This window comes from Indolivaga macrotermitis (genome assembly GCF_900128985.1).
GTDB lineage: Bacteria > Bacteroidota > Bacteroidia > Bacteroidales > Dysgonomonadaceae > Dysgonomonas_A > Dysgonomonas_A macrotermitis.
Map to the genome: position 1 here is coordinate 141284 of NZ_FQUC01000005.1, position 20963 is coordinate 162246.

A 20963-nucleotide genomic window follows, 5' to 3' on the forward strand; every position below is an offset into this window, starting at 1 on the left:
CTCCAACCGATCAAAACGATAGATTTTATTCTTCCTCTCTTCGTCCTTATATACAATTATCCAGTAAATTTCTTTTTGTCTCAGATACTGTTCGTCCACATCGTACCGTTTGAGGATCATGTAATCGTCACAAACCTTGCTCCAACCATATTTTTGTATATTATCCTGATCTATAAAGAATACGGAAACCTTACTGTTTTTAATATCCTTATCAAAATAGTATTGGCAGCGGTCGATTTTAAGTTAGTCGTTGTTAGTCAGTTCAATATAATGTTGTTATAAATATACCTGAATGTTGCCGTAGATATATAAATAAAAATGAATAGAAAAAAAGCGGACAAAAAAAAGCAGACTATATCAAATAATATAATCTGCTTTTCTATAAAAATCGTACTGAAAGATAAAGACGAAACTCCGTGTAACAGGATTTGAGTGCTCCGCCCCTTTGTAATTCACTTGTGCCCTGAAGCATCCCCGGAGGGTGTGACCCGCCATTGGAAACGGTAAGCTTGTCTCGGAATTTATCTATTCATTGATGAGTTTCCTAATCGACCAGTACGACCTATATCTTTAATGGAGACTCTTCTCCTCGATTTCCTTAACTTGTATAGTCAAATATATAGCTTGAATTTGAAATATCCAAATATTTTCGAGGAAAAAATTTCCCCCATATAGTCCCCCAATATTTATTTATCTAATTTACAAGTATTTAAAATCATCACTTCGTTTTCTCGGTTACATGACAATGACAGCTTGAGCATCCGCAGGCTGTTTTGCCCTTGTTCTTCCCAAAGAAAAAAGAATATACTTTATACCCGATCCATCCTAAAACACATAGACCAATAACGGCAACTATTATTTCCTGTACCATAACTTTACTATATAAACAGTTACAAATTCATTAACAATAAGACAGGCTGTTTCGTTCAGTATTCCGTCAGAGCAACAAACTTCCTATCTGGAATACAAGGAATGACAAAACCCATGCCAAAATTGAAGTATATGCAATACTGAACATTCCCCATTTCCATGAGCCCGATTCTTCTTTGATCGCAGCAATCGTTGCCACGCAAGGGAAATATATCAGTACAAACAGTAATAAACTGGCTACAACGAGTGGTGTAAACGTAGGTGCGCCACTGGCATCGGTACTTGCCAACAGGCGGTCTTGCAACGAACCTTCGTCTTCGTCGGCATTACCTGTATAAAGAACACCGAGTGTACTTACCACTACTTCTTTGGCTGCACTGCCTGTCAGCAGAGCAACGCTTATACGCCAGTCGAATCCTAAAGGACGCATCACCGGTTCGATAAACTTACCGATACGCCCGATATAAGAGCTCTCGGTATGGTCTATATTTTTCAGTGATTCTATTTCGGCTATCTGCTCATCTTTTTGCACTTCCGATATACTGTTCGATTCGAACTGTTGTTCTACCTGTGCAATACGGGCATCGAGGCTTTCGACTGTATTTTCGTTTTGCGGAAAATATCCCAGAAACCAGATGGCAATAGAAGCTATAAGGATAATACCCCCCATCTTGCGAAGGTACTGGCGCGATTTATCCCACATATGGATAAGTACCGATTTCACTGTCGGCATACGGTAAGGAGGCAATTCCATAACAAATGGAGCGTCTTCTCCTGCAAACAGGTATCGTTTGAATATCCGTGCCGAGATTACCGCCAATAATATACCTGTAGCATACAATCCGAACAGGACCAGTCCGGCATATGATTTGAAAAATACTCCTGCAAATAACAGATATACCGGAAGGCGCGCGCTACACGACATAAACGGATTTACCAGCATGGTTATCATACGGCTGTTGCGGCTCTCTATCGTACGGGTTGCCAGTATAGCAGGTACATTACAGCCGAATCCCATAATGAGAGGGATAAACGACTTGCCATGCAAGCCCATCTTATGCATGATCTTGTCCATAATGAAGGCTGCCCGTGCCATGTATCCCGAATCTTCCATAAAGGATATAAAGGCGTACAGGATAACGATATTGGGTAAGAATACGATAACGCCCCCTACTCCTCCGATAATACCATCTACAATGAGATCTTTGAGCATACCGTCGGGCATATATACGGATATAAATCCTCCGATCCATTCCACACCTGCTTCGATCCATTCCATAGGATACCCTCCGAGGCGGAATGTACATTCGAACATGATCCACATGAATATGAAAAATAGCGGAAAACCGAGGTATTTATTCGTTACCACAGCATCTATAATACGTGTAGTATCCGACTCTTTCAGTTTTTCTTTATATGTCTCTTTCAGTCCTCCTGCAACAAAACCGTAACGGGCGTTGGTTATTGCCGATTCGGTATCTTCGTTCAGGGTACTTTCTATATTTTTTACTTCGTGAGCCGTAATACTCAGAATCTCATCCGCCAGCTTGTAGTTTTCGGTCACGAAGGCTGTTACATCCCTGTCTTTCTCCAATAGTTTGATAGACAGGTAACGTGTGGGGAATATATCCTGCCGGTTGCCTTCTTTGTCGACAGCTATATTCAGGCGGCTGATAGAGTTCTCTATCGTATTGCCATAATATATCTTGATGTGCCGCACTATCGGCTCGCGATCTTCATGAATACGGATAACGGCATCGAACAGGTCTTTGATACCCATTCCCGAACGGCAAACGGTAGGGATGATAGGTATACCGAGCGACCGAGCCAGTTTTTCGTGGTCAAACTCACTGCCGCTGGCCTGTAGCTCGTCATACATATTGAGGTCGATAACCATCGGTACACTCATGTCGATAAGCTCGGTTGTAAGGTACAGGTTACGCTCAAGGTTGGATGCCGCAACGACATTGATCACCACATCGGGCTTTTCTTCTACCAGATACCGGCGCACATACAACTCCTCAGGGGTATATGCCGATATAGAATAGGTTCCGGGCAAGTCGATTATCTTGATCTGATAATCGCCGTGCTTGAATTTACCCTCTTTCGAGTCGACTGTTACTCCACCATAGTTTCCGACATGCTCATGGCCGCCCGAAGCTATATTGAAAAGCGAAGTTTTTCCTGCATTAGGATTACCGACCAACGCAACGGTTATTTTTTTTGTATTGCCGGGTTCTTTCTTATGAAAAGAATCGTCGTCCCCGTAACTCTTTTCGAAGGAAAATTCTTCTTCGTGGGTCTTTTTTTTCTGTAAATCTTTGGGATAGATTACTTCTATGAGGTGAGCTTCGCTGCGCCGCAACGAAACTTCGTAATCCATTATTTTATATTTGATAGGGTCTTTAAGAGGGGCGTTAAGTATTACTTTAATCACCTTGCCTTTGATAAATCCCATCTCGAGGATTCTTTTTCTGAAAGCACCACTGCCATTGACTTTGACTATAACACCCAGTTCGCCGGTCTTTAAGTCTGATAATAACATATTTCTACTATCGGATTCAGATCCGAAACGCCTCTTTGCCGAAGGTCTCAGAACTTATTTGTTTGTTACTACTCTATGAAATACAAAGATGCTTATTTTTGACGAGAATAGCACCTTTATTTAGAATTATTTTAAATTATTATACTGATAATACGCATCGGATAATACAACCTTACGCAGTATCTTCGAGCTTGTCCCTTACTTTATTGTGATGAAGAATCCAGCCGCCGATAGCTCCGAAAACGCAACCTAACATTATATCGAAAAAACGGATGTAGATAGATTGTTCGGCACTTTGCCCTGCATGCGCTCCTTCGGCAAGGAAGATAGTGAGTGCCGTAATGAAAATAACGGCTACGCCATATTGTCTTACTACCAGAACTTCTACAATAAACTGTAATAATATGATACTGATACAAATAGCCAGTCCCGGCATATCCAATCCGAGTAAGAACCAGGCAAATCCGGCTCCGATAAATGTACCTACCACACGGTTGATTCCCCTCTCCCATATATGACGGCGTGTAGCGCCCTGCATCACAGCTGCACACGATACGGGAACCCAGTAAGGATTTTCCAGTTTCAGTATCGTTGCCAGCATCAACGACCCACCGACAAACAAAGCCAATATCAGAGACTCTCCCACATCGATACGTTTTGCTTTCTCAAAAACAATGGTTTCGTCCGACATCGTATAGTTTTTCATTGTCAACAAACTGTACACCATAGCAAGCATACAGGTCGATATAGTACCAAGGGTCACAACACCTACCCGTTCGGGGATAGTAGCCATATCGAATTTCTGGCAGATAGCTAAAGCAGCGATCAAAATAAAGAAAAAATTACCGGGAGCCTTGAACCTGAAATACCGTATAACCAGATTGAGCAGAAATACATAAGCCGCAAAAAAAACAGGAGCCAGCCAGATATTAAAAGATGCGACAGACCCGATAAAATAAGAAAGGATAAATACAAATGAGCATATCATCAGGTTGATCATCCTTTGGGCTACAGCCGTAAACGAGAGATAAAGAATAAGTAAGCCCGATGTACTGGCCAGTATGCTATTGGGTAAACTATCCAGCGCATAACCCAAGAGTAACGGTATCCCGACCGAAGCTCCGGCGAGTATAGGAATATGCCAATGCCTCTCCGATTCACGGAAAGCGAATACCGACAAAATGTCTTTTCTGATGTTCTTTCTTATTTTCAACTCCGTAGATTTTTTTTCAGGGTGCAAAGGTACTAAAATATACCGTTCATTGCCTCAAACTTTCGCCCCGAAACAGTATACGGGTTGTACAAGATTTAATCCTGTCGAGTACCCTGTCTCCGTATTGCCGGCTGATTTGCTCGACTGTAAGATTTGACGAAACGACGACGAGTTTGCCTTGTTTTTCGGCAGCATCCATTATTTCGGCAAAAGCAAGACGACGTTCGCCATAATTAACTATCATTTCTTCGGTTCCGATATCGTCGAGACAGAGTATATTTTTCGCCAAAACTTCATCCAGCTTACTATTCATCCTGCAAACATCATAAACACCGGCTACTTTACCCATATAGGATAAAAGAACCGCAGGGATAACATAGCGTGTAATCAGGCTTTTACCCCGTCCGCAGTTACCATAGAGAAAAAGCCCTTTGCCCTTATTATCGCTGAGCCAATCTGCCACTTTTTCGTATTCGGGCAGCCATTGGAGCTGTTCTCCGGTGAGTGACAAAAAATATCCGAGATACTGTTTCAATACATTCCGGGCATCCTCTATCCGGAAGTGAAACCGCTCGGCCGGTAATGGCATTTTATGCAGACGCATCTGTGAGGTCAGCTGTTCAAAACTGGCAATATGTTGTACTGTTGGCATAGTTTGCATAATTATGTTTCGGTTTATTCTTCGGTTCCATCTGTATCCGCAGCCAGTTGGTGAAATGTCTTTTTGCGTTTCTTAAAGAGACATTCGCCGCCCCTTCGTTCTGTAACTTTACAAAAAACAGTTTGAGGTACCGTATCAAAGCATCTTTATTCTCTATCTTTTTATTAAAAATCAGACTATCAGTGTAGTACGAATCGTTTAACAACGTATTCATTGTCTCTAAGAGTACTTCCGATACAACATAATTTGTATTATCCACTTCAACAGATGCCGTGAGGCAGCCGCTTGTTTTAGTATCCTTTACTTTACTCTTGTTTACTTTAGTTTCTTTTACTTTACTTTGTGTATTACGGGAGTCATTAACCGGGTTATTGACGGAAGAAACGAGGTAAATGTCGTTCAAAACCACTTCTTTCCGTTTCTGGGTAGCAGCTATATATCGTGCCTGAATCGCTTCTGATGTGAGAATGCGATGTCTCACATACATCTTTTCGTCAAAGAAGCCCACTTCTACCGCCTTCTTTATTACCAGTGTTACCGTATCTTCGTTTATCCCTAAAGTATCAGCCACACAAAATGCCAGATCGTCATCCCATGTGATATAATATCCCTTGTCCCTGTATATCTGACAGAGCAGCCCGATAAGTATCGAATACGAATCGGAGCCATACGTTTTAGCTATCTTCCGCACCTTTATATCCTGAAAAATATCTACATCGAGAGGGAAGTAATCGAGTCCGCTTTTAAGAGGTCGTGCCATATTATAAAGTTTTCAGTGTTAATTTTTAAGTTTTTTTAGGTATTTATGAAACTTTTTTGTAAATTGAAACGTTATTCAAATATAGGATATCAAAGTTGTAAAATTTAAGCTAAGTATTCGGGTCACAGGGGATTATAAATTTGTTCTGATATCATACTATTATAACCGTTTACTTATAGATAAAAAAGGAAAATCATAATGGAGCTTTTTTGACATCTTTATTTGAAAAGTAATTACCTTAATAGAAATACAGTATGAAAAAAATACTGTTTTTAATACTAATAACAGCTTTCTTTTCGTGTGCCAAAGACGATTACAAAGGGGATAATGCATCCACTCCGATCATCCTGAAATTTGCCCCCGAAAACGAAAAAGCATTCTCCGACAACGGCAACAACCTGTATGCCGTACAGATTTATGCGACTACCCTATCGTCGGACAATTATATACCATATGCTTACGGATTATTCGATAACGAATCGGATATTAAGATTAGCCTGCCCGAAGATATAGAGTACAAAATAGAATCGACTATCGTAACCGATGGCAAAACGCTTATAAGACACGACAGCCTCGCATATTACGAACCATTTATTTTGAACAACAATACTCCTGCCGAACTTACCAATAAGTTTACGGTAAGTAATCTGGTCTATTTCCCGAACTTACAGGTGAGCAAAGCACAGCTGACAGCCGAAAAAGATTCTGTTTCGGACAGCAGGACATTCACTGCACCATCAGTCGACCGTTATTATGGCGAATTGGCAGAATTCGATCCCGAGATAAATACCACAGCCGAAATAAATATGGAACGTATGGTATTCGGGTTGCAGCTTACGATCAACAATATGACCCGTTCGGACGTAACCCTGATACTGGAAGGCACGCCCGATTCGCTGGTTGTAAAAGGTGGACAAAGCTCTACGATAGACCGCATTTATACACTGCCTGATTTCAGACCGGGAAAAACACTCGATCCTTTATCCATAAGGGTATACCACAAGGATTCTGATGTACAGGTCGAAGGTCAGGGCGAATTTTTCATTAAGAAACGCGCCCGCGATATTATAACCCTTACCGTATCGAAAACCGACAAAACAAAAGCCGACTACAAGTACGAAATAGAACGGAAATCCGATTTCTACTAAGCATTCTCTTGCTGTATATTTAATAAAATGAAATATACTTTTGCCTCGATTTATCAGACAGGTATAAACTGGTGTACAGGTGTACCTAAAGAAATATCCTGATCCGCACCCTACCTGTAAAAATTTCCGCTACTGCCTAATATCGATTATATTCTATATATTTGCCGGAACAACATTTTTTCACTTTAAGATAAACACTCAACTCTAATGGTTTACGGATACTATTACAGATGTATTGCCCGCCAATACTTTAAGGATGCCGAAGGTTACCCTATGGCTTTAGAAATACATTGCAAGCTCAATCATATTATGTTTATCCCGATGTGGCCGGGAGGTAAATTGGCACTTGTCAAATCCGAGATCACAGGCGGACAATATTCACCCGACGCTTACGGCATGGAAGATGACGCTATCCGCTTGCTGAATTCTACTTCGGCTCCCTGGTATTCGTATATCGGCACTGTTTTACTATTGGGATTCATCGGTCTGTTTGCATCCCTTATCTTCTCGTCGGAAAAGGAGAAAACAGGTAAACTCGAAAGACAACTGGATAAATTATATGCCGGACAAATATTGGTGTATAAGACGGATGGAGATAAATATACCAGTTGCTATGTAGATTCGGTTTCGTCCGACAGTGTATGGGTATACCAGAATAAGATGGAGAGCAACAAAAGAAGTGTATCGAACATCGAACATCCCGAGAACTATTCGACTGAAAGAAGCACATACAGCCGCAAGGAACTGGAAGATATGCTGGCAAACGAAACCCTGATAAGAATCGAATACGGCAGCTCTGCATACATATTAAAGGATGTGGATTTCAGTACTGTAAAAGACTGTGTACTGTATTACGAACTACCCGACGGCAACTACTCGTCGGTGAAGGTAGATTCCGTTTCGGGCGATCTGGTATATGTGAGAAAAAACAGGACGACTATGGACAGAAAGGATAACTTCAAGGAAATAAACAAGCCCGAAAATTACAGTGATACTACTTCGGTAATGTTATACAGGGATATAGACCAGATGACACGAAGGGAGATTATCTATTCGATACATATAGATTAACAGAACACATATATCGTAACAGCCATATTATAACCGGATGAAACAACTACTGATATTGTTATTCTTATTGTGTGCTGCTGTTACTGTCAGGTCGCAGAAGACTATCGAGGGCGACACTACAACATGGTACAGGCATACTAAACATCTGTTTGCCAAGTTGGGATGCAAAGACCTTTTGGAATCGGGAGACGAATTCAATTTCAGGATGCAATATTTCGGTCAGGTAATAGATATCCGGAAAAATCAGGATACAATCAGTGGATTTGTAATAGACTACATCTTTAAGCTAGGCAAAAAAGGGAAAACAATATCAACCAAAACCAGTATTGCAGATTCGCTTGCAATACAATGTTACCAGCTTATCAACAATTCGGGGATACTCGATATAGAAACAGATAAGAAGATTGAAGGCTGGCAGCAAGGGTACGACGGTATAATATATTCGATAGAATATGCCGGTAAAGACAATTATCAGTACAATAAATACTGGACACCTCAAGCGCAAAGCTCTACACTAAATGAGGCGGTAATTGTAAATAAATTTGTTGATAATATATCTGCTATATTGAATTTAAAAGAGAGATATGCCGAATTCAGAAATAATATAGCTCGTCATGGAAACGGCACTTACACCAATGGTGGTATGTCGATGCTTCGTATCATTTCCGAAAATTACGAAGCCGGATATTCAGGTTCAGTAAAATATCCAATCGGATATATACTCAGGGTGGGTGTTGAACATATAGGAAGCCTGAAAACAAATCTGGGATTCAGAGTAGAACACCAGTTTGATGGACAAGGTAATTATGACTTTTCGGGTTCAGCTATAAAAAGCAATTTATTCATCCGCAAAACAAAAGGAATAAACGACTTTATATATTATACCTACCGGCAAAGAAAACACGAAGATTTAATGGACGGCACCAAATTTCGGAACCATACAACTTTGTACGGAGTCAACCTGAAATATACATCACTGGCAGCAGGTGTCGAATTTTCAGAAGGGGAAAAATCACAAACAGGATTCAGTATGTATATGAGCCGGTACCTTCCACTTATTCGCTCTTCCGTTACAGGAAAGGCATCTGTTTTCGATAACCGATTCGATTACCGGATTGACCTGTCCCGTTTTTTCAGTTTAGGGAATAAATCATTCAGAAGTTTCAATTCCGGTATATATTACGAATATTTTGCACGGCACGGAAATATAGGATGGTCTGTATGCGTACCATTTTAACACTACAATAAAGCTGTTATCAGATACCCAACTCTTTACAGTAGATTTCCCAATTATTAAACAGGGCCTCCATTGAAGGGAGTACAATATCTGCTCCGGCATCCCACAGCACTTTTTCGTCCAATGGCCCGGTATTGATAGCTATGGTAAATAATCCGGCAGCCACAGCAGCTTCTACTCCCATAGGAGCATTTTCGACTACAATAGCCTGATTCGGTTTCAGGTTTCCGCCTTTTTCAAGTCCCATAAGGTAAGGTTCGGGGTGAGGTTTTCCATTTTTCACATCAAAAGCGGTTACCATTTTGTCTCGTTCAAATATTCCGGGGAAGTTATTATCCAGATTATCGAGTAACGATGGTTGTCCCGATCCGGTAACAAGCACACGTTCCAAACCTTTGGCTTTTACAGCTTTCAGTAAATCTCCGGCATAAGGGATCAGTTCGCCATCGTTATACAATGCAAACAATTCGGACTTACGCTTATAGATACGTTGCTTCTCTTCTTCCGTAGCATGTTTTCCAGTATTACGTTCTATCACAAGGTCGATAGTATTATACCCTACCCGTCCTTCGTGCAGAAAATACTCTTCGTATGTAGAATCGAATTTCTCTTCATCCATCGATTGTTTCCACGCTTTTGCATGGTATTTCATCGAATCGTAAAGTACACCATCCATATCGAACAGTACGGCTTTCATATCGAAGTTAGTATAATTATGCTTTTGAAGATATTTTTTAAATGCTGATATCATAAAATTGCCTTTTACCTTTTTATGGGTGCAAAGGTACGGCTTTCGGAAGATAGTTACAAATCGGAAAGCATTTGTGTTCATTACCGGAAATCTATATATTTGCCCAAATACAAATCTTATCATATGAAACATCATTTTGCGGATTTTTTGGATAGAACCGGTAACTATTGGACAATTATCCCTAATAATGAACGGTTTATTTACAGTTTGGATGACGAGGTTACAGATAAAAATTCCATCAGAATAATAACAATAGGTAAGAATGATAGGCACTGGAAACTCATATTTGAATTTCCCAATTTAGAAGAGCTGACTTTACACGAACCCAGTAAGGAGCAATTAGAGGCTATAAGTAGTTTAACCCAATTGAAACGGTTGAGAATTACGCATGCCAGACCTAAAAACATAGAATTTATTGAATCTCTTGAAAATATAGAAGAACTGGTTTTTGAATATGTTTCGGGATTTTCAGACTTATCGCCACTGAATAAGCTGAAAAAATTAAGATCATTACATCTTGAGTGCCTCAGAAGGGTACACGATTTTAGCGGATTAGCCGGAATAGATACATTAAAATATCTGTATATCAACGGAACATTAGACTGGAATCAACCAATTGCTAATTTTACTTTTCTGGAAGGTTTACCAAACCTCGAAGTACTTAAATTAATATGGATTACCAATAAATCGGATTATCCGGCACTTATTCCGATCTTGAAACTGAAACATCTGAAAACGATACATATACCTGATAGTGCATTCACTGCCAAAGAATACGCTTTTTTAGAAGTGGCATTACCCGGTGTAGATGGAGCGGTTTATGAACCTTACTCAGAATATATCAGCGGAACATATTATTTTCTAGGAAAGGGTTCGGGTTATGTAAAATGCAGTAGCCCATTTGCTGAAGAGAAATGTGATAAATTTATACAGGAATACGAAATAATGAAACAACAGGCCATATCTATTATAGAAAAGAACCTATAATACTATATTACAGGTTCTCTTTATTTCATTATTATCAATTAATATCACTTAAAAAGCAAAGGCACAAATTCGGTCAGGTATATCCGCCAGTTTTTCCAGATATGCCCGCCGTCAGACTCCACATATGTATATTTATAACCGGCCTGATCGAGTTTACTTCTGTATTCGGTATTTGCTTTATAAAGGAAATCGTCTTTACCAATAGCAATCCAGTATAGTTTCGGATTGTTTGCGAACTGGATTCTCAGTTTACCATCCATATCTGCATAGACAGGCGATTGTACCTTATCTTTAGTTGTATTGTTATCAGCAGGTAAAATTGCCGCGGAGAATAGCCCTACATAATCGAACATATCGGGATACTGCTTCGATATATGCAACGAATGGAATCCACCCATCGACAGTCCGGCAATAGCACGCCCTTGTTTAGCTTTAATAGTACGGTAATTAGAGTCGATAAAGTTTACAATATCAGGAAAACTCTCTTCCATCGTTCCATCCATAGTCTTAGGTAAAATAAATTGGGGCTTGTATAAACCAAGAGACGATTCTCCGGGAGCAGCTTCCTGCACCACATTTCCGTTCGACATCACCACGATCATAGGTTGTACTTTGCCCTGTGCTATCAGGTTATCAAGTATTTGCGTTGCACGTCCTAAAGTAGTCCAAGCTTCTTCGTCGCCACCCATTCCGTGCAGAAGATAAAATACAGGATACTCTTTACCTGAAGTTTCGTATCCGGCGGGGGTATAAACAGTTATCCGCCTGTCCATTTTCAGCGTAGGGCTGTTATACCAACGTTTCGATACTGTTCCGTGCGGTACTTCGTTCACTTTATAGAGATCGCCTTGCCCGCCCCCGATCAGGAATATGTTTGTCAACGAAGCAACATCCCTTACGAGATACATATTATTGGGGTCGAATGTTTTAATCCCGTCTATTATAAGCGAATACGAATACAGTTCGGATGCCAGAGGCTGCGGTGTCGTATATTCCCATACTCCGTTAGCCCCTTCGACCAGATCAACCGCAAGTGGTGCTTCTACCTCACCGAAAGGCGTGGTTTGTTTTCCCGTGGGGAGAAAATCGCCCGTCAGTTGTACTTTGGCTTTTAAAGGATTCAGCACCCTGAATGTTACTGTATTATCGGGATGTATCTCCGGCGATATTATATCCTGTGCACCCCATAAAGCTTGCTGCCCGAAAGCGATTGCCGATTGCATAAATGCAACAAGCAATATCAGTGGTAATTTCTTTTTCATAAAGCTGGTTCTTGATTTTAAAACAAGCTCTAAATTAATACAAATCTCCTATTTGATATTCAAGTGCACTGTTCTTTTTTCATAATATTGAACTTTTGCCGATAAAGCAATACTTTCATTACTTCCAAAGCTGGGACGATATTGTTCCTGAATATATATAGGTGTTGACTTCCGCAACGGAAGTATTTCAAATCTTAATATTTTGATTCTGTTATTATGCGGGTTATTTTCCATAACTTCATTAGAGAAAAACCAGTTTAATCCAACTTCAAAGTCTTTTCCATTGTAGAAGTTATCGGTAAGTAATTTATCATCAGAGTATATACGGGCAACATCACCCAGATAAGGCAATTTGAGGTAGATATCCCTGCTAACATCATATTCGATACCAATCTGAAACACTTCTGCATTTGCAAAATCTTTGTCCTTAGGGGCTTCGACTAGCTTTGCTCCACCCATAGTTATTGAACGGAGAGGCCCGGCAGCCTTTATCCTGCTTCCTGTTATTTTAGGTAATTCCGCCGGAGGAAGGCTATCGCTGTAAGTGAAGAAAATACCGTCTTTGGAAGCAGTCAGCTCTTTTGTTTTTGTATTTACCGATCCGAAACCGGGATATACCGATACCGAAACTTTATCATCCGTGGTTGTTAAATTCAATGATGATCCGTTATAAGTCAGTTCATTATCAGAGATAAAAACATACTCTTTATCCGCCAGCTTACCTTTCCATAACTGCAATGATGTCGTGTCATCAAGCACCACAATATCCGTTACCATACCTTCGGAGTCTGTTATGCTTATTGCAATATCGCGACCGGGTTTAATATTATTCAGATATAGCTTTCCGTCTTTCTGCTGAATATCTACGGATGCTTTATTAATCGTTGTATTCTGTTCGTCGAAAACAAACTGAACAGGTATATCGGCTATTTGTGTAAAAAATAAAGTCTGTTTATTAACCTTACGTTCATCCAGTTTTGTAATAAGCTGTGCAGTAGCATAACTCAGATTGGCTCCACCTAATTTCAGGTTGAAAGGCATTATAAAGCTGGTATTCATCGGAATGGTTATGGGTGTTTCGGGAAAAGTCAGAGTCTTATCCGGTAGTTCAACAACAAACCTTATATCCTTCTTCTGACCCATCTCTTTCAGCCTTTCATAATTATTGACGAAAACATAACCGCTATTCCCGTCACTCCTTACACTCCAGCGTAATTGCCAGGTGCTGTCCTGCGGAAAATTAGGAGTCATCAATGCAAGGCTACTCCCGAAATCTGCCAGAAACATATGCATCCTGCGCAACAGATGGTAATGCGGATTTATCTGCCCGAACTCTCCTAACGGAGCCTGAAAATCGTATGATTTGACAGGCAGATCGTTGTAATTAGTCATTTTACTATCCTGTACTTCGTTCAGATTGGTTAGTTTCCCGTCGGGATTGGTACCTCCGTGGTACATATAATATCCGGGAAGGTTACTACCCGACCCTACTTTAACCAAAGCCATCGCATAAATATCCATCGGCGCGATATTGATACGGCGGTGATAGCTTGGCATCATTCCGCCCCCCAACTCACAAGTGAAATAAGGATAACCGAAGTCTTCGGGATTGTCTTCTCCCGACTGTTTGGGCAGTTGCTCGGTAGCTATCACTGTCGAATTGCGGAACGAGCGAAACAGATACGCCTTGCGGTAATCGCCGGGCATTTCGTCCAGCGACCTGTCCCAAAAACCATCGGAATAGTCACCATATAAAGGTATTATCTCGCCGAATGTAGCAGGGCTTCCGAGTTTAGGCCATCCTGTGCGGGTATACATCGGTACATCGAAACCCAGTTCGCGAACCATATTTTTCAGATCCATAAGGTGTTCCCAGCGTCCCCGGTATTCGTTTTCGAGCTGAACGCCCATTATCGGCCCTCCGTCTTTCCAGTACAAGCCTTCGGTTTGCTTATATATTTCGTTAAACCAAACCCTTAACTTAGCCATATATTCGGCATTGCTGTTGCGTAGCTTCAGTCCGCTGTCGACCAGCCATTCGGGTAAACCTCCATTTCGGCATTCGCCATGACACCACGGACCAACTCTCAGCACCAACGGAAATTCTAGTTCTTTACACAATTCTATAAATTTACGGAGGTTGCGTTGCCCCTGCCAGTTATAAACGCCTTCTTCTTCCTCGTGATGAATCCAGAATATGTAAGATGCCACAATAGTTATACCACCGGCTTTCATTTTCAGCAGTTCTGTCCTCCACCGTTTTTCGGGTACACGGCTAAAATGGAATTCGCCCATCACCGGAATGACAGGAGTATTATTGACAAGCATACTTTGCGAATCGAAAGTAAGTGTTTCGCCCTTCGGACTTGTCGCCGTTCCCATATGGAACATATCGCTGCCTTTGGCATAGCGGGGCTTTTCTATTTTTACATACACATCCGAAGCATTTAAGGATATAGAAACTAAGAGCCCGGTCAACACACAAATTGCAAACTTTTTCATAGTAGCATCAGGTTATATATTTTTTGCAGTTATCTTTCAGATAAAGATAATGATTTTAACATACCGCTATACCAGTCTGAACATTTTTATAGTATAATGTACACAATCACATTAGATGTAGGGGCATATTGCATACTCATAAAGCAAAAAACAGGCAATCGGGCATATGCAATACATCCCAACAAGGACCACATATAGCCCCTTCGAACTACGCTTACTTGTCAAGTATTTTTACTAACTTCACCCCCTAAATTTGAAAAGAAAACAAAAGATAAGATTATGAATATATCTGAACTGAAAAGCGACAACTTCTTCCTGCTGGCAGGGCCTTGTGTTGTCGAAGGAGAAGAAATGGCACTCAATATTGCCGAAAAAATAATGAATATTACTTCACGCTTGGGTATCCCCTACGTATTTAAAGGATCGTACCGTAAAGCTAACCGTTCACGGGTAGATTCTTTTACAGGTATCGGTGACGAAAAAGCGTTGAAAATACTCCGTAAAGTACATGAGACCTTCGGGATACCGACAGTGACTGATATACACGAAGCCCACGAAGCTGCAATGGCTGCCGAATATGTAGACGTATTACAGATTCCAGCTTTTCTTTGCCGTCAGACCGATTTGTTAATAGCTGCTGCTAAAACCGGTAAAATGGTGAATATCAAGAAAGGACAATTCCTTGCACCTTCGGCTATGAAATTTGCCGCCCAGAAGATTATCGATTCGGGTAATAACAATGTAACGCTTACCGAACGTGGCGTATCATTCGGATACGGTGATCTGGTAGTCGATTTCAGAGGAATCCCCGAAATGCAGGAAATGGGTTATCCGGTGGTTCTGGATGCTACACACTGTTTACAAAAGCCCAATCAGGCATCGGGTGTAACAGGCGGTCAGCCAAAGCTGATCGAAACCATGTGTAAAGCCGGTATTGCCGTAGGTGTAGACGGTTTGTTTATCGAAACACATCCCGACCCATCAGTCGCTAAATCGGACGGAGCAAATATGCTTCCGTTGAATCAGTTAGATGATCTGCTGACAAAACTGGTACGTATCAAGGAAGCGATCAGATAATGGAATTAAACTATAAACTGATACTGGCGTCGAACTCGCCACGGAGAAAAGAGTTATTATCGGGACTCGATATTAATTACGAAGTGGTAGTAATTCCCGGTATCGACGAGTCATATCCCGATACTATCGAAAAACGTCAGGTGGCACAGTATATTGCCCAGAAAAAGGCTGCGGCTTATGGCGACTACCTCAAAGAAAATACATTGGTTATCACAGCCGATACAGTTGTTATTCTGGATAATAAAATATTCGGGAAACCTGCGAACGAAGTTGCTGCAAAGCAGATGCTGCGCGAATTATCGGGACATACACATCAGGTAATCACTGGTGTTTGCCTTACTTCTGCCGAAAAACAGCATTCATTCAGTGTTATATCCGAAGTAAGATTTTGCACATTGTCGGAGTCAGAAATCGACTATTACGTCACCCGTTATCAGCCAATGGACAAAGCCGGAGCATACGGTATACAGGAGTGGATAGGCTATGTAGGTGTAGAGTTTATCTCAGGATCGTATTATAATGTTATGGGCTTACCTATACAACGGTTATACAGGGAATTAAAGAATTTTTGAGAAAAAGAATCTCCATCCTTAAATAAAGAAAAAATAGTTCCGGTAATTGAATAGTTACCGGATTTATTTTTATAATTGCAGATCTCTTTATTATAAGCAAGATAATAAAGAACCATAGTAGTAAAGCCAAAAAACAACACTCTAATTCTATCCTACACTATGAAAAGAACTGTAACCCTCTCATTACTGATCTTATTTGCAGGTATAAACAAAGGTATAGCACAGAAACAAGATTCGATCAACGAACCTAAATCTTTTGTAAATCTGGGTTTTATAGGATATTGGTCTACCAATGGAGACGATACGGATAAAACAACCAATAATATATCCATAGCCCTCATATATGCCGATATTTACCGGGTAAACGGATTATCCATATCCCCATTTAGTAAAATCGAGAAAATGAACGGGCTACAACTGGGAGTATCTCAAGGAGCAGCGGAGATGAACGGGGTTCAAATAGGTGTCGGTAATGGAGCCGGAAGACTGAAAGGTATACAAATAGGTATGTTTAATGTTATAGGCGAAAAGTCGGGAGGTGTACAACTAGGACTGGTAAATTCCCGAAAATCAGGCGGACTGCAAATAGGTTTTGTCAACTTAGCAGATGAGAACGACTACCCTATCGGTTTGGTAAATATCATCAAGAATGGCGATATGTACGTAGGACTGATGACCGACGAGATGAGCAGTGCCACAGCTACTTTCCGTTCCGGTGGTAAATATCTGTACGGAATTGCGGGATTCGGGCATAATTTCGCATCATCACTCAACCATTGGATACTCGAAGGAGGTATCGGTGTACACGTACCTGTAATACCCAACCGGCTCAGAATAGACAGCGAAATTACGGCCACCTTGATAACTAAATTCTACGGGCGTATCCATTGGGGAGATCCGGAGGAAGCAGAAAAGAAAGCCGAAGAGTATAACTATAAGGAAGCATCGCGCTATACTGTCCGTATACTACCCACATACCGTTTCGGAAAACGGATAGAACTGTTCGGAGGCCCTTCCCTTAATTATTTACAGTCGCATTGTATGGAAAACACCAAGATATTTCCGTCTAACTATATGTGGCGCAAATTCACATCCTCTTCGTTGAAACAAATTTACTGGGGATGGACTATCGGAGTACAGTATAAATTATAGAATATGAGCCTGAAAAGAATAACCTTAGTTATTTTATATATAATCGGCACAATCTTTATTATCGGCGGAATTTCCGGATTTATTTATATCGAAAAGGAAGAAGAAGGATATATACCGACAACAGCCACAGTTGAGAATGTAAGACGGTTTGAAGAGAAATACCCGACAAAAACTCTCTCGGGTTATGTTATCACTATCGACTACGTAATAGATGACCAGATATACGAAACCCGTTTCGAGACATCCCGCTCTTCCATGACTAAAAGCGACATAATACCGATTATGTACCATACCCAAAATCCATTCGATATACGCAGACCCGGGCACGAAAGAATTATATGCCTAATAAGTATATGCATCGGATTTATTACAGTAATAATCAACAGCTTTATTATACACTCTCTGGTAAAAAAGTCTTAATCTATATATCCGCTCTCCTTACTATATGGAAAATCCTGTAATTTTTACTCTATAAATAAAGTAGAAATAATAAAGAACTTTATTTATGGCGAAATTAATTGCGTTTCTGGCGTCAATGACTCTGTTTCTTTTTGCATTTTCACAAGAAAGTAAGACTATTCATGTGATGGTTGCCCTATGTGACAATCAGTATCAGGGAATAGTAAAAGTACCTAAAGCTATTGGCAACGGGCAAGACCCCGATAATAATCTTTACTGGGGATGCGGCTACGGAATCCGCACTTACTTTAAGAAAGGAGCCGACTGGAAGCTAATCAAACAATACAAAATGCAGGGCAATATAATGGAACGTATTGTTTTCAAACACCATACCCAACCTTACTATCTGGTAGCCGATGCCTATAATGGTAAGTATATTAAACAGTGCACAATAGATTACCTCAATTCTCTTTCCGGTAAACATACGGATACCATACATATAAATAAAGAAGTAGTAAAGATACAAGGTCACTCGTCTCTTCTGGCCTATATCGGTCATAATGGATTGATGGACTTCTCATTACCCGACACATTCAAAAACACCGATGGAAAGAAACGCGATGCCATCATCCTCGCTTGTGTCAGCAAACAGTATTTCGCCCCATATTTGAAATCCGCTAACGCCTCTCCCCTTATCTGGACGACTAATCTGATGTGCCCCGAAGCATACACCTTATACGATGCCATCAATACCTATATAAAAGGCGGTACTCAGGCTCAGGTACAAAACAGCGCCGCAGCAGCTTATTCCAAGTATCAAAAGTGCAGTGTAGGTGCTGCCAAACGACTGTTAGTTACAGGTTGGTAGAATCCTTGACCATCGCTGTAAACATTGTATTCTATTTACTTACTTATCAGGTTTTTATAGACTATTGAATCGAGGAAAGCTTCTCTCCGGTGTTTCGAGATAGGTATTTCATGGTCGTTTATATACAGTCTTCCTCCCGAAATTGATTCTATCCGGCTTATATTGACCAGATAAGAATTATGTACCCTGTAGAATTGATCTTTAGGCAGAATTTCCTCCAAAGAAACCATTGTCTGGTGGATAACAAACGTTTTTTCCTTCAAGTAAAGTTTAATATAATTCTGCATCGCCTGTACATACAATATATCATTCCAGTTAATCCTGTGAAAAGAATCTCCTTGCCTGATATACATATCTATTGTCTTGTCCAGTTCATTTTTCTCCACCAAAAGGCGCGACTTATATAAATCCAGAGCCTTTTGTGTTGCCTGAAGAAAACGCTTAAAGGTATAAGGTTTCAGTAAATAATCTACAACATTCAACCGGAACCCTTCCAATGCAAATTCTGAATAAGCAGTCGTTAAAATAGTCATCGGTGGATTTTGTAATGTCTCTAACAGTTCCAATCCTGATAAACGAGGCATATTTATATCCAGAAACATCAAATCTATCTCCTTATTTTTCAACACCTCCATTGCTTCTAATGCAGATAAGCAAGTATCAACGATTTCAAATGAGCCAATCTCTTTTAAAAAATCGACAATTCCATCAATAGCATTTTCTTCGTCATCAACAATCAGGCATTTCAATTTTATGTTATCCGGTTGTTGGGGTATTATATGTGCCATAATCTTATAGTTTAATTGAGAGAAATATTGAATATGATATTTCCGTGTCATTTATAACCAGCTTATACCTATTATGATAAAGTATATCCAGTCGTTTACCGATGTTTTCCAGTCCGATTCCCGACTCCTCTTTTTTTTCGTAGATAACATTATCTGCATATTTAGAGTTTTCAACAGTCAACGCTACTTCCCTGTTTTCTTCTTTTAAATGAATATAAACATATCCCTTATCCGATTTAGAACGGGACACATGCTTGAAAGCGTTTTCAACAAAAGTAATAAGCATCAAAGGAGCAATTGTTACATTAAAATCCTCTATCTCCCACAAATATTTTATATCAAGGCTATTCTTCCATCTGATTTTCTCAACTTCAATAAAGTCTTTGAGAAATTCCACCTCCTGATTGATACTTACATAATCCTTTCTGCCATTATATAACTGATACCTAAGAATATGGGTATATTGAACAAGAACGGATGAAGCTAACTCCGGTTCTTTCCTTATTAGTATATTGATGTGATTTAACACATTAAACATAAAATGAGGGTTTATCTGAGCCTGAAGTATTTGCAGGCTCGATTCCGCCAGTTCCTTTTGTAACCGGATATTTTGTTCGAAGAAACTTAATCCACAGAAACTAAGATTAATCAGCAAAGAAGTAAGCAGCCCATTCAGAAATTCATTCCACGAATTATTCCATCTTCCCATAAATTCAGAAGGAGAAAATAAGCCAATGGTTTCCAATTGATTGAATAGATATACGATTACCGGGATAAGAGCAGAATATATCAGAGTGAAAATAAAAAACTGGATAATAAATTTGACCATGTTCTTGCTTTCCATAGCCCTTCTCAGCAATCGCCGGCTAAGGTAAGTTGTAAACGGATATGCCGTCACAACTATACTTGTTGCTAACAAGAAACCTTCAAAGGTATTCATTGATTCCATATACTGAACTCCCAGTACTGCAAATATCAATACCCAGATCAATATAAAGAATCCATTGTAGTTTTTTATATAACTATATTTCATACTGCAAAGGTAAGCTATTAGTTTATAGAATTATTACCAACCATCAAAGGCAAAAAGCCAACCATCA

18 protein-coding genes are annotated in these 20963 nt (G+C 40.1%); 9 read left to right on the top strand and 9 right to left on the bottom strand.

Annotated features, from left to right (window positions below; genetic code table 11):
- Nucleotides 1–937 precede the first annotated feature (937 nt).
- From feoB to BUC12_RS08840, 4 genes are all read right to left on the bottom strand, one after another.
- Entirely contained in the window at nucleotides 938–3415 is a 2478-nt protein-coding gene (gene feoB / locus BUC12_RS08825) for a ferrous iron transport protein B (RefSeq protein ID WP_062180634.1), read from the bottom strand.
- Nucleotides 3416–3587: 172 nt separating this feature from the next.
- Nucleotides 3588–4628 (bottom strand): FUSC family protein, encoded by a 1041-nt coding sequence (locus BUC12_RS08830; protein ID WP_062180631.1) that lies wholly within the window; start codon nucleotides 4626–4628, stop codon nucleotides 3588–3590.
- Nucleotides 4629–4674: 46 nt separating this feature from the next.
- Nucleotides 4675–5280 carry a hypothetical protein gene (locus BUC12_RS08835; protein WP_062180628.1) on the bottom strand — a complete coding sequence of 202 codons (606 nt, stop codon included), beginning with the start codon at nucleotides 5278–5280 and terminating at the stop codon, nucleotides 4675–4677.
- Entirely contained in the window at nucleotides 5249–6049 is an 801-nt protein-coding gene (locus BUC12_RS08840; protein WP_062180625.1) for a DUF4373 domain-containing protein, read from the bottom strand. The genes BUC12_RS08835 and BUC12_RS08840 overlap by 32 nt, the downstream gene beginning before the upstream one ends.
- Nucleotides 6050–6303: 254 nt before the next feature.
- On the opposite strand from BUC12_RS08840, the gene BUC12_RS08845 reads away from it, so the two are divergent.
- The 3 genes from BUC12_RS08845 to BUC12_RS08855 all read left to right on the top strand — a co-directional run bounded on the left by BUC12_RS08845 (nucleotide 6304) and on the right by BUC12_RS08855 (nucleotide 9505).
- A complete protein-coding gene (locus BUC12_RS08845; RefSeq protein ID WP_062180623.1) occupies nucleotides 6304–7197 on the top strand; it encodes a hypothetical protein in 894 nt (297 codons plus the stop codon).
- A 207-nt stretch (nucleotides 7198–7404) separates the two neighbouring features.
- Nucleotides 7405–8268 carry a hypothetical protein gene (locus BUC12_RS08850; RefSeq protein ID WP_062180618.1) on the top strand — a complete coding sequence of 288 codons (864 nt, stop codon included), beginning with the start codon at nucleotides 7405–7407 and terminating at the stop codon, nucleotides 8266–8268.
- Nucleotides 8269–8305: 37 nt separating this feature from the next.
- On the top strand, nucleotides 8306–9505 hold the full coding sequence (locus tag BUC12_RS08855) for a hypothetical protein (RefSeq protein ID WP_062180614.1): 1200 nt from the start codon (nucleotides 8306–8308) through the stop codon (nucleotides 9503–9505).
- A 19-nt stretch (nucleotides 9506–9524) separates the two neighbouring features.
- Here the strand turns inward: BUC12_RS08855 and BUC12_RS08860 are convergent, their stop codons facing one another.
- Entirely contained in the window at nucleotides 9525–10256 is a 732-nt protein-coding gene (locus tag BUC12_RS08860; protein ID WP_062180611.1) for an HAD-IA family hydrolase, read from the bottom strand.
- A gap of 123 nt (nucleotides 10257–10379) precedes the next feature.
- On the opposite strand from BUC12_RS08860, the gene BUC12_RS08865 reads away from it, so the two are divergent.
- Entirely contained in the window at nucleotides 10380–11243 is an 864-nt protein-coding gene (locus BUC12_RS08865) for a leucine-rich repeat domain-containing protein (RefSeq protein WP_062180673.1), read from the top strand.
- 44 nt (nucleotides 11244–11287) lie between these two features.
- Here BUC12_RS08865 and BUC12_RS08870 read toward each other — a convergent pair whose 3' ends face one another.
- Nucleotides 11288–12505 (bottom strand): esterase, encoded by a 1218-nt coding sequence (locus tag BUC12_RS08870; RefSeq protein ID WP_062180608.1) that lies wholly within the window; start codon nucleotides 12503–12505, stop codon nucleotides 11288–11290.
- A 48-nt stretch (nucleotides 12506–12553) separates the two neighbouring features.
- A complete protein-coding gene (locus BUC12_RS08875; RefSeq protein ID WP_062180605.1) occupies nucleotides 12554–15007 on the bottom strand; it encodes a beta-galactosidase in 2454 nt (817 codons plus the stop codon).
- A gap of 279 nt (nucleotides 15008–15286) precedes the next feature.
- Between BUC12_RS08875 and kdsA the strand changes: the two genes are divergently transcribed.
- The 5 genes from kdsA (at nucleotide 15287) to BUC12_RS08900 (ending at nucleotide 19075) form a co-directional block, all read left to right on the top strand.
- Nucleotides 15287–16084 carry a 3-deoxy-8-phosphooctulonate synthase gene (gene kdsA / locus BUC12_RS08880; RefSeq protein ID WP_062180601.1) on the top strand — a complete coding sequence of 266 codons (798 nt, stop codon included), beginning with the start codon at nucleotides 15287–15289 and terminating at the stop codon, nucleotides 16082–16084.
- On the top strand, nucleotides 16084–16656 hold the full coding sequence (locus tag BUC12_RS08885) for a Maf-like protein (protein WP_062180598.1): 573 nt from the start codon (nucleotides 16084–16086) through the stop codon (nucleotides 16654–16656). Before kdsA ends, BUC12_RS08885 begins: the two co-directional genes overlap by 1 nt.
- Nucleotides 16657–16815: 159 nt before the next feature.
- Nucleotides 16816–17808, top strand: a complete 993-nt coding sequence (locus BUC12_RS08890; protein WP_062180594.1) for a hypothetical protein — start codon at nucleotides 16816–16818, stop codon at nucleotides 17806–17808.
- A 3-nt stretch (nucleotides 17809–17811) separates the two neighbouring features.
- Nucleotides 17812–18228 (top strand): hypothetical protein, encoded by a 417-nt coding sequence (locus tag BUC12_RS08895; protein WP_062180591.1) that lies wholly within the window; start codon nucleotides 17812–17814, stop codon nucleotides 18226–18228.
- Between the two features lie 85 nt (nucleotides 18229–18313).
- The gene (locus BUC12_RS08900; protein WP_062180588.1) at nucleotides 18314–19075 is read left to right on the top strand and encodes a hypothetical protein; all 762 of its coding nucleotides are present in this window, start codon (nucleotides 18314–18316) and stop codon (nucleotides 19073–19075) included.
- A 35-nt stretch (nucleotides 19076–19110) separates the two neighbouring features.
- Here the strand turns inward: BUC12_RS08900 and BUC12_RS08905 are convergent, their stop codons facing one another.
- Nucleotides 19111–19863: a LytR/AlgR family response regulator transcription factor gene (locus BUC12_RS08905; RefSeq protein WP_062180669.1), complete on the bottom strand. Its 753-nt coding sequence runs from the start codon at nucleotides 19861–19863 to the stop codon at nucleotides 19111–19113.
- 4 nt (nucleotides 19864–19867) lie between these two features.
- Nucleotides 19868–20896, bottom strand: a complete 1029-nt coding sequence (locus BUC12_RS08910; protein ID WP_062180585.1) for a sensor histidine kinase — start codon at nucleotides 20894–20896, stop codon at nucleotides 19868–19870.
- Nucleotides 20897–20963: the final 67 nt, after the last annotated feature.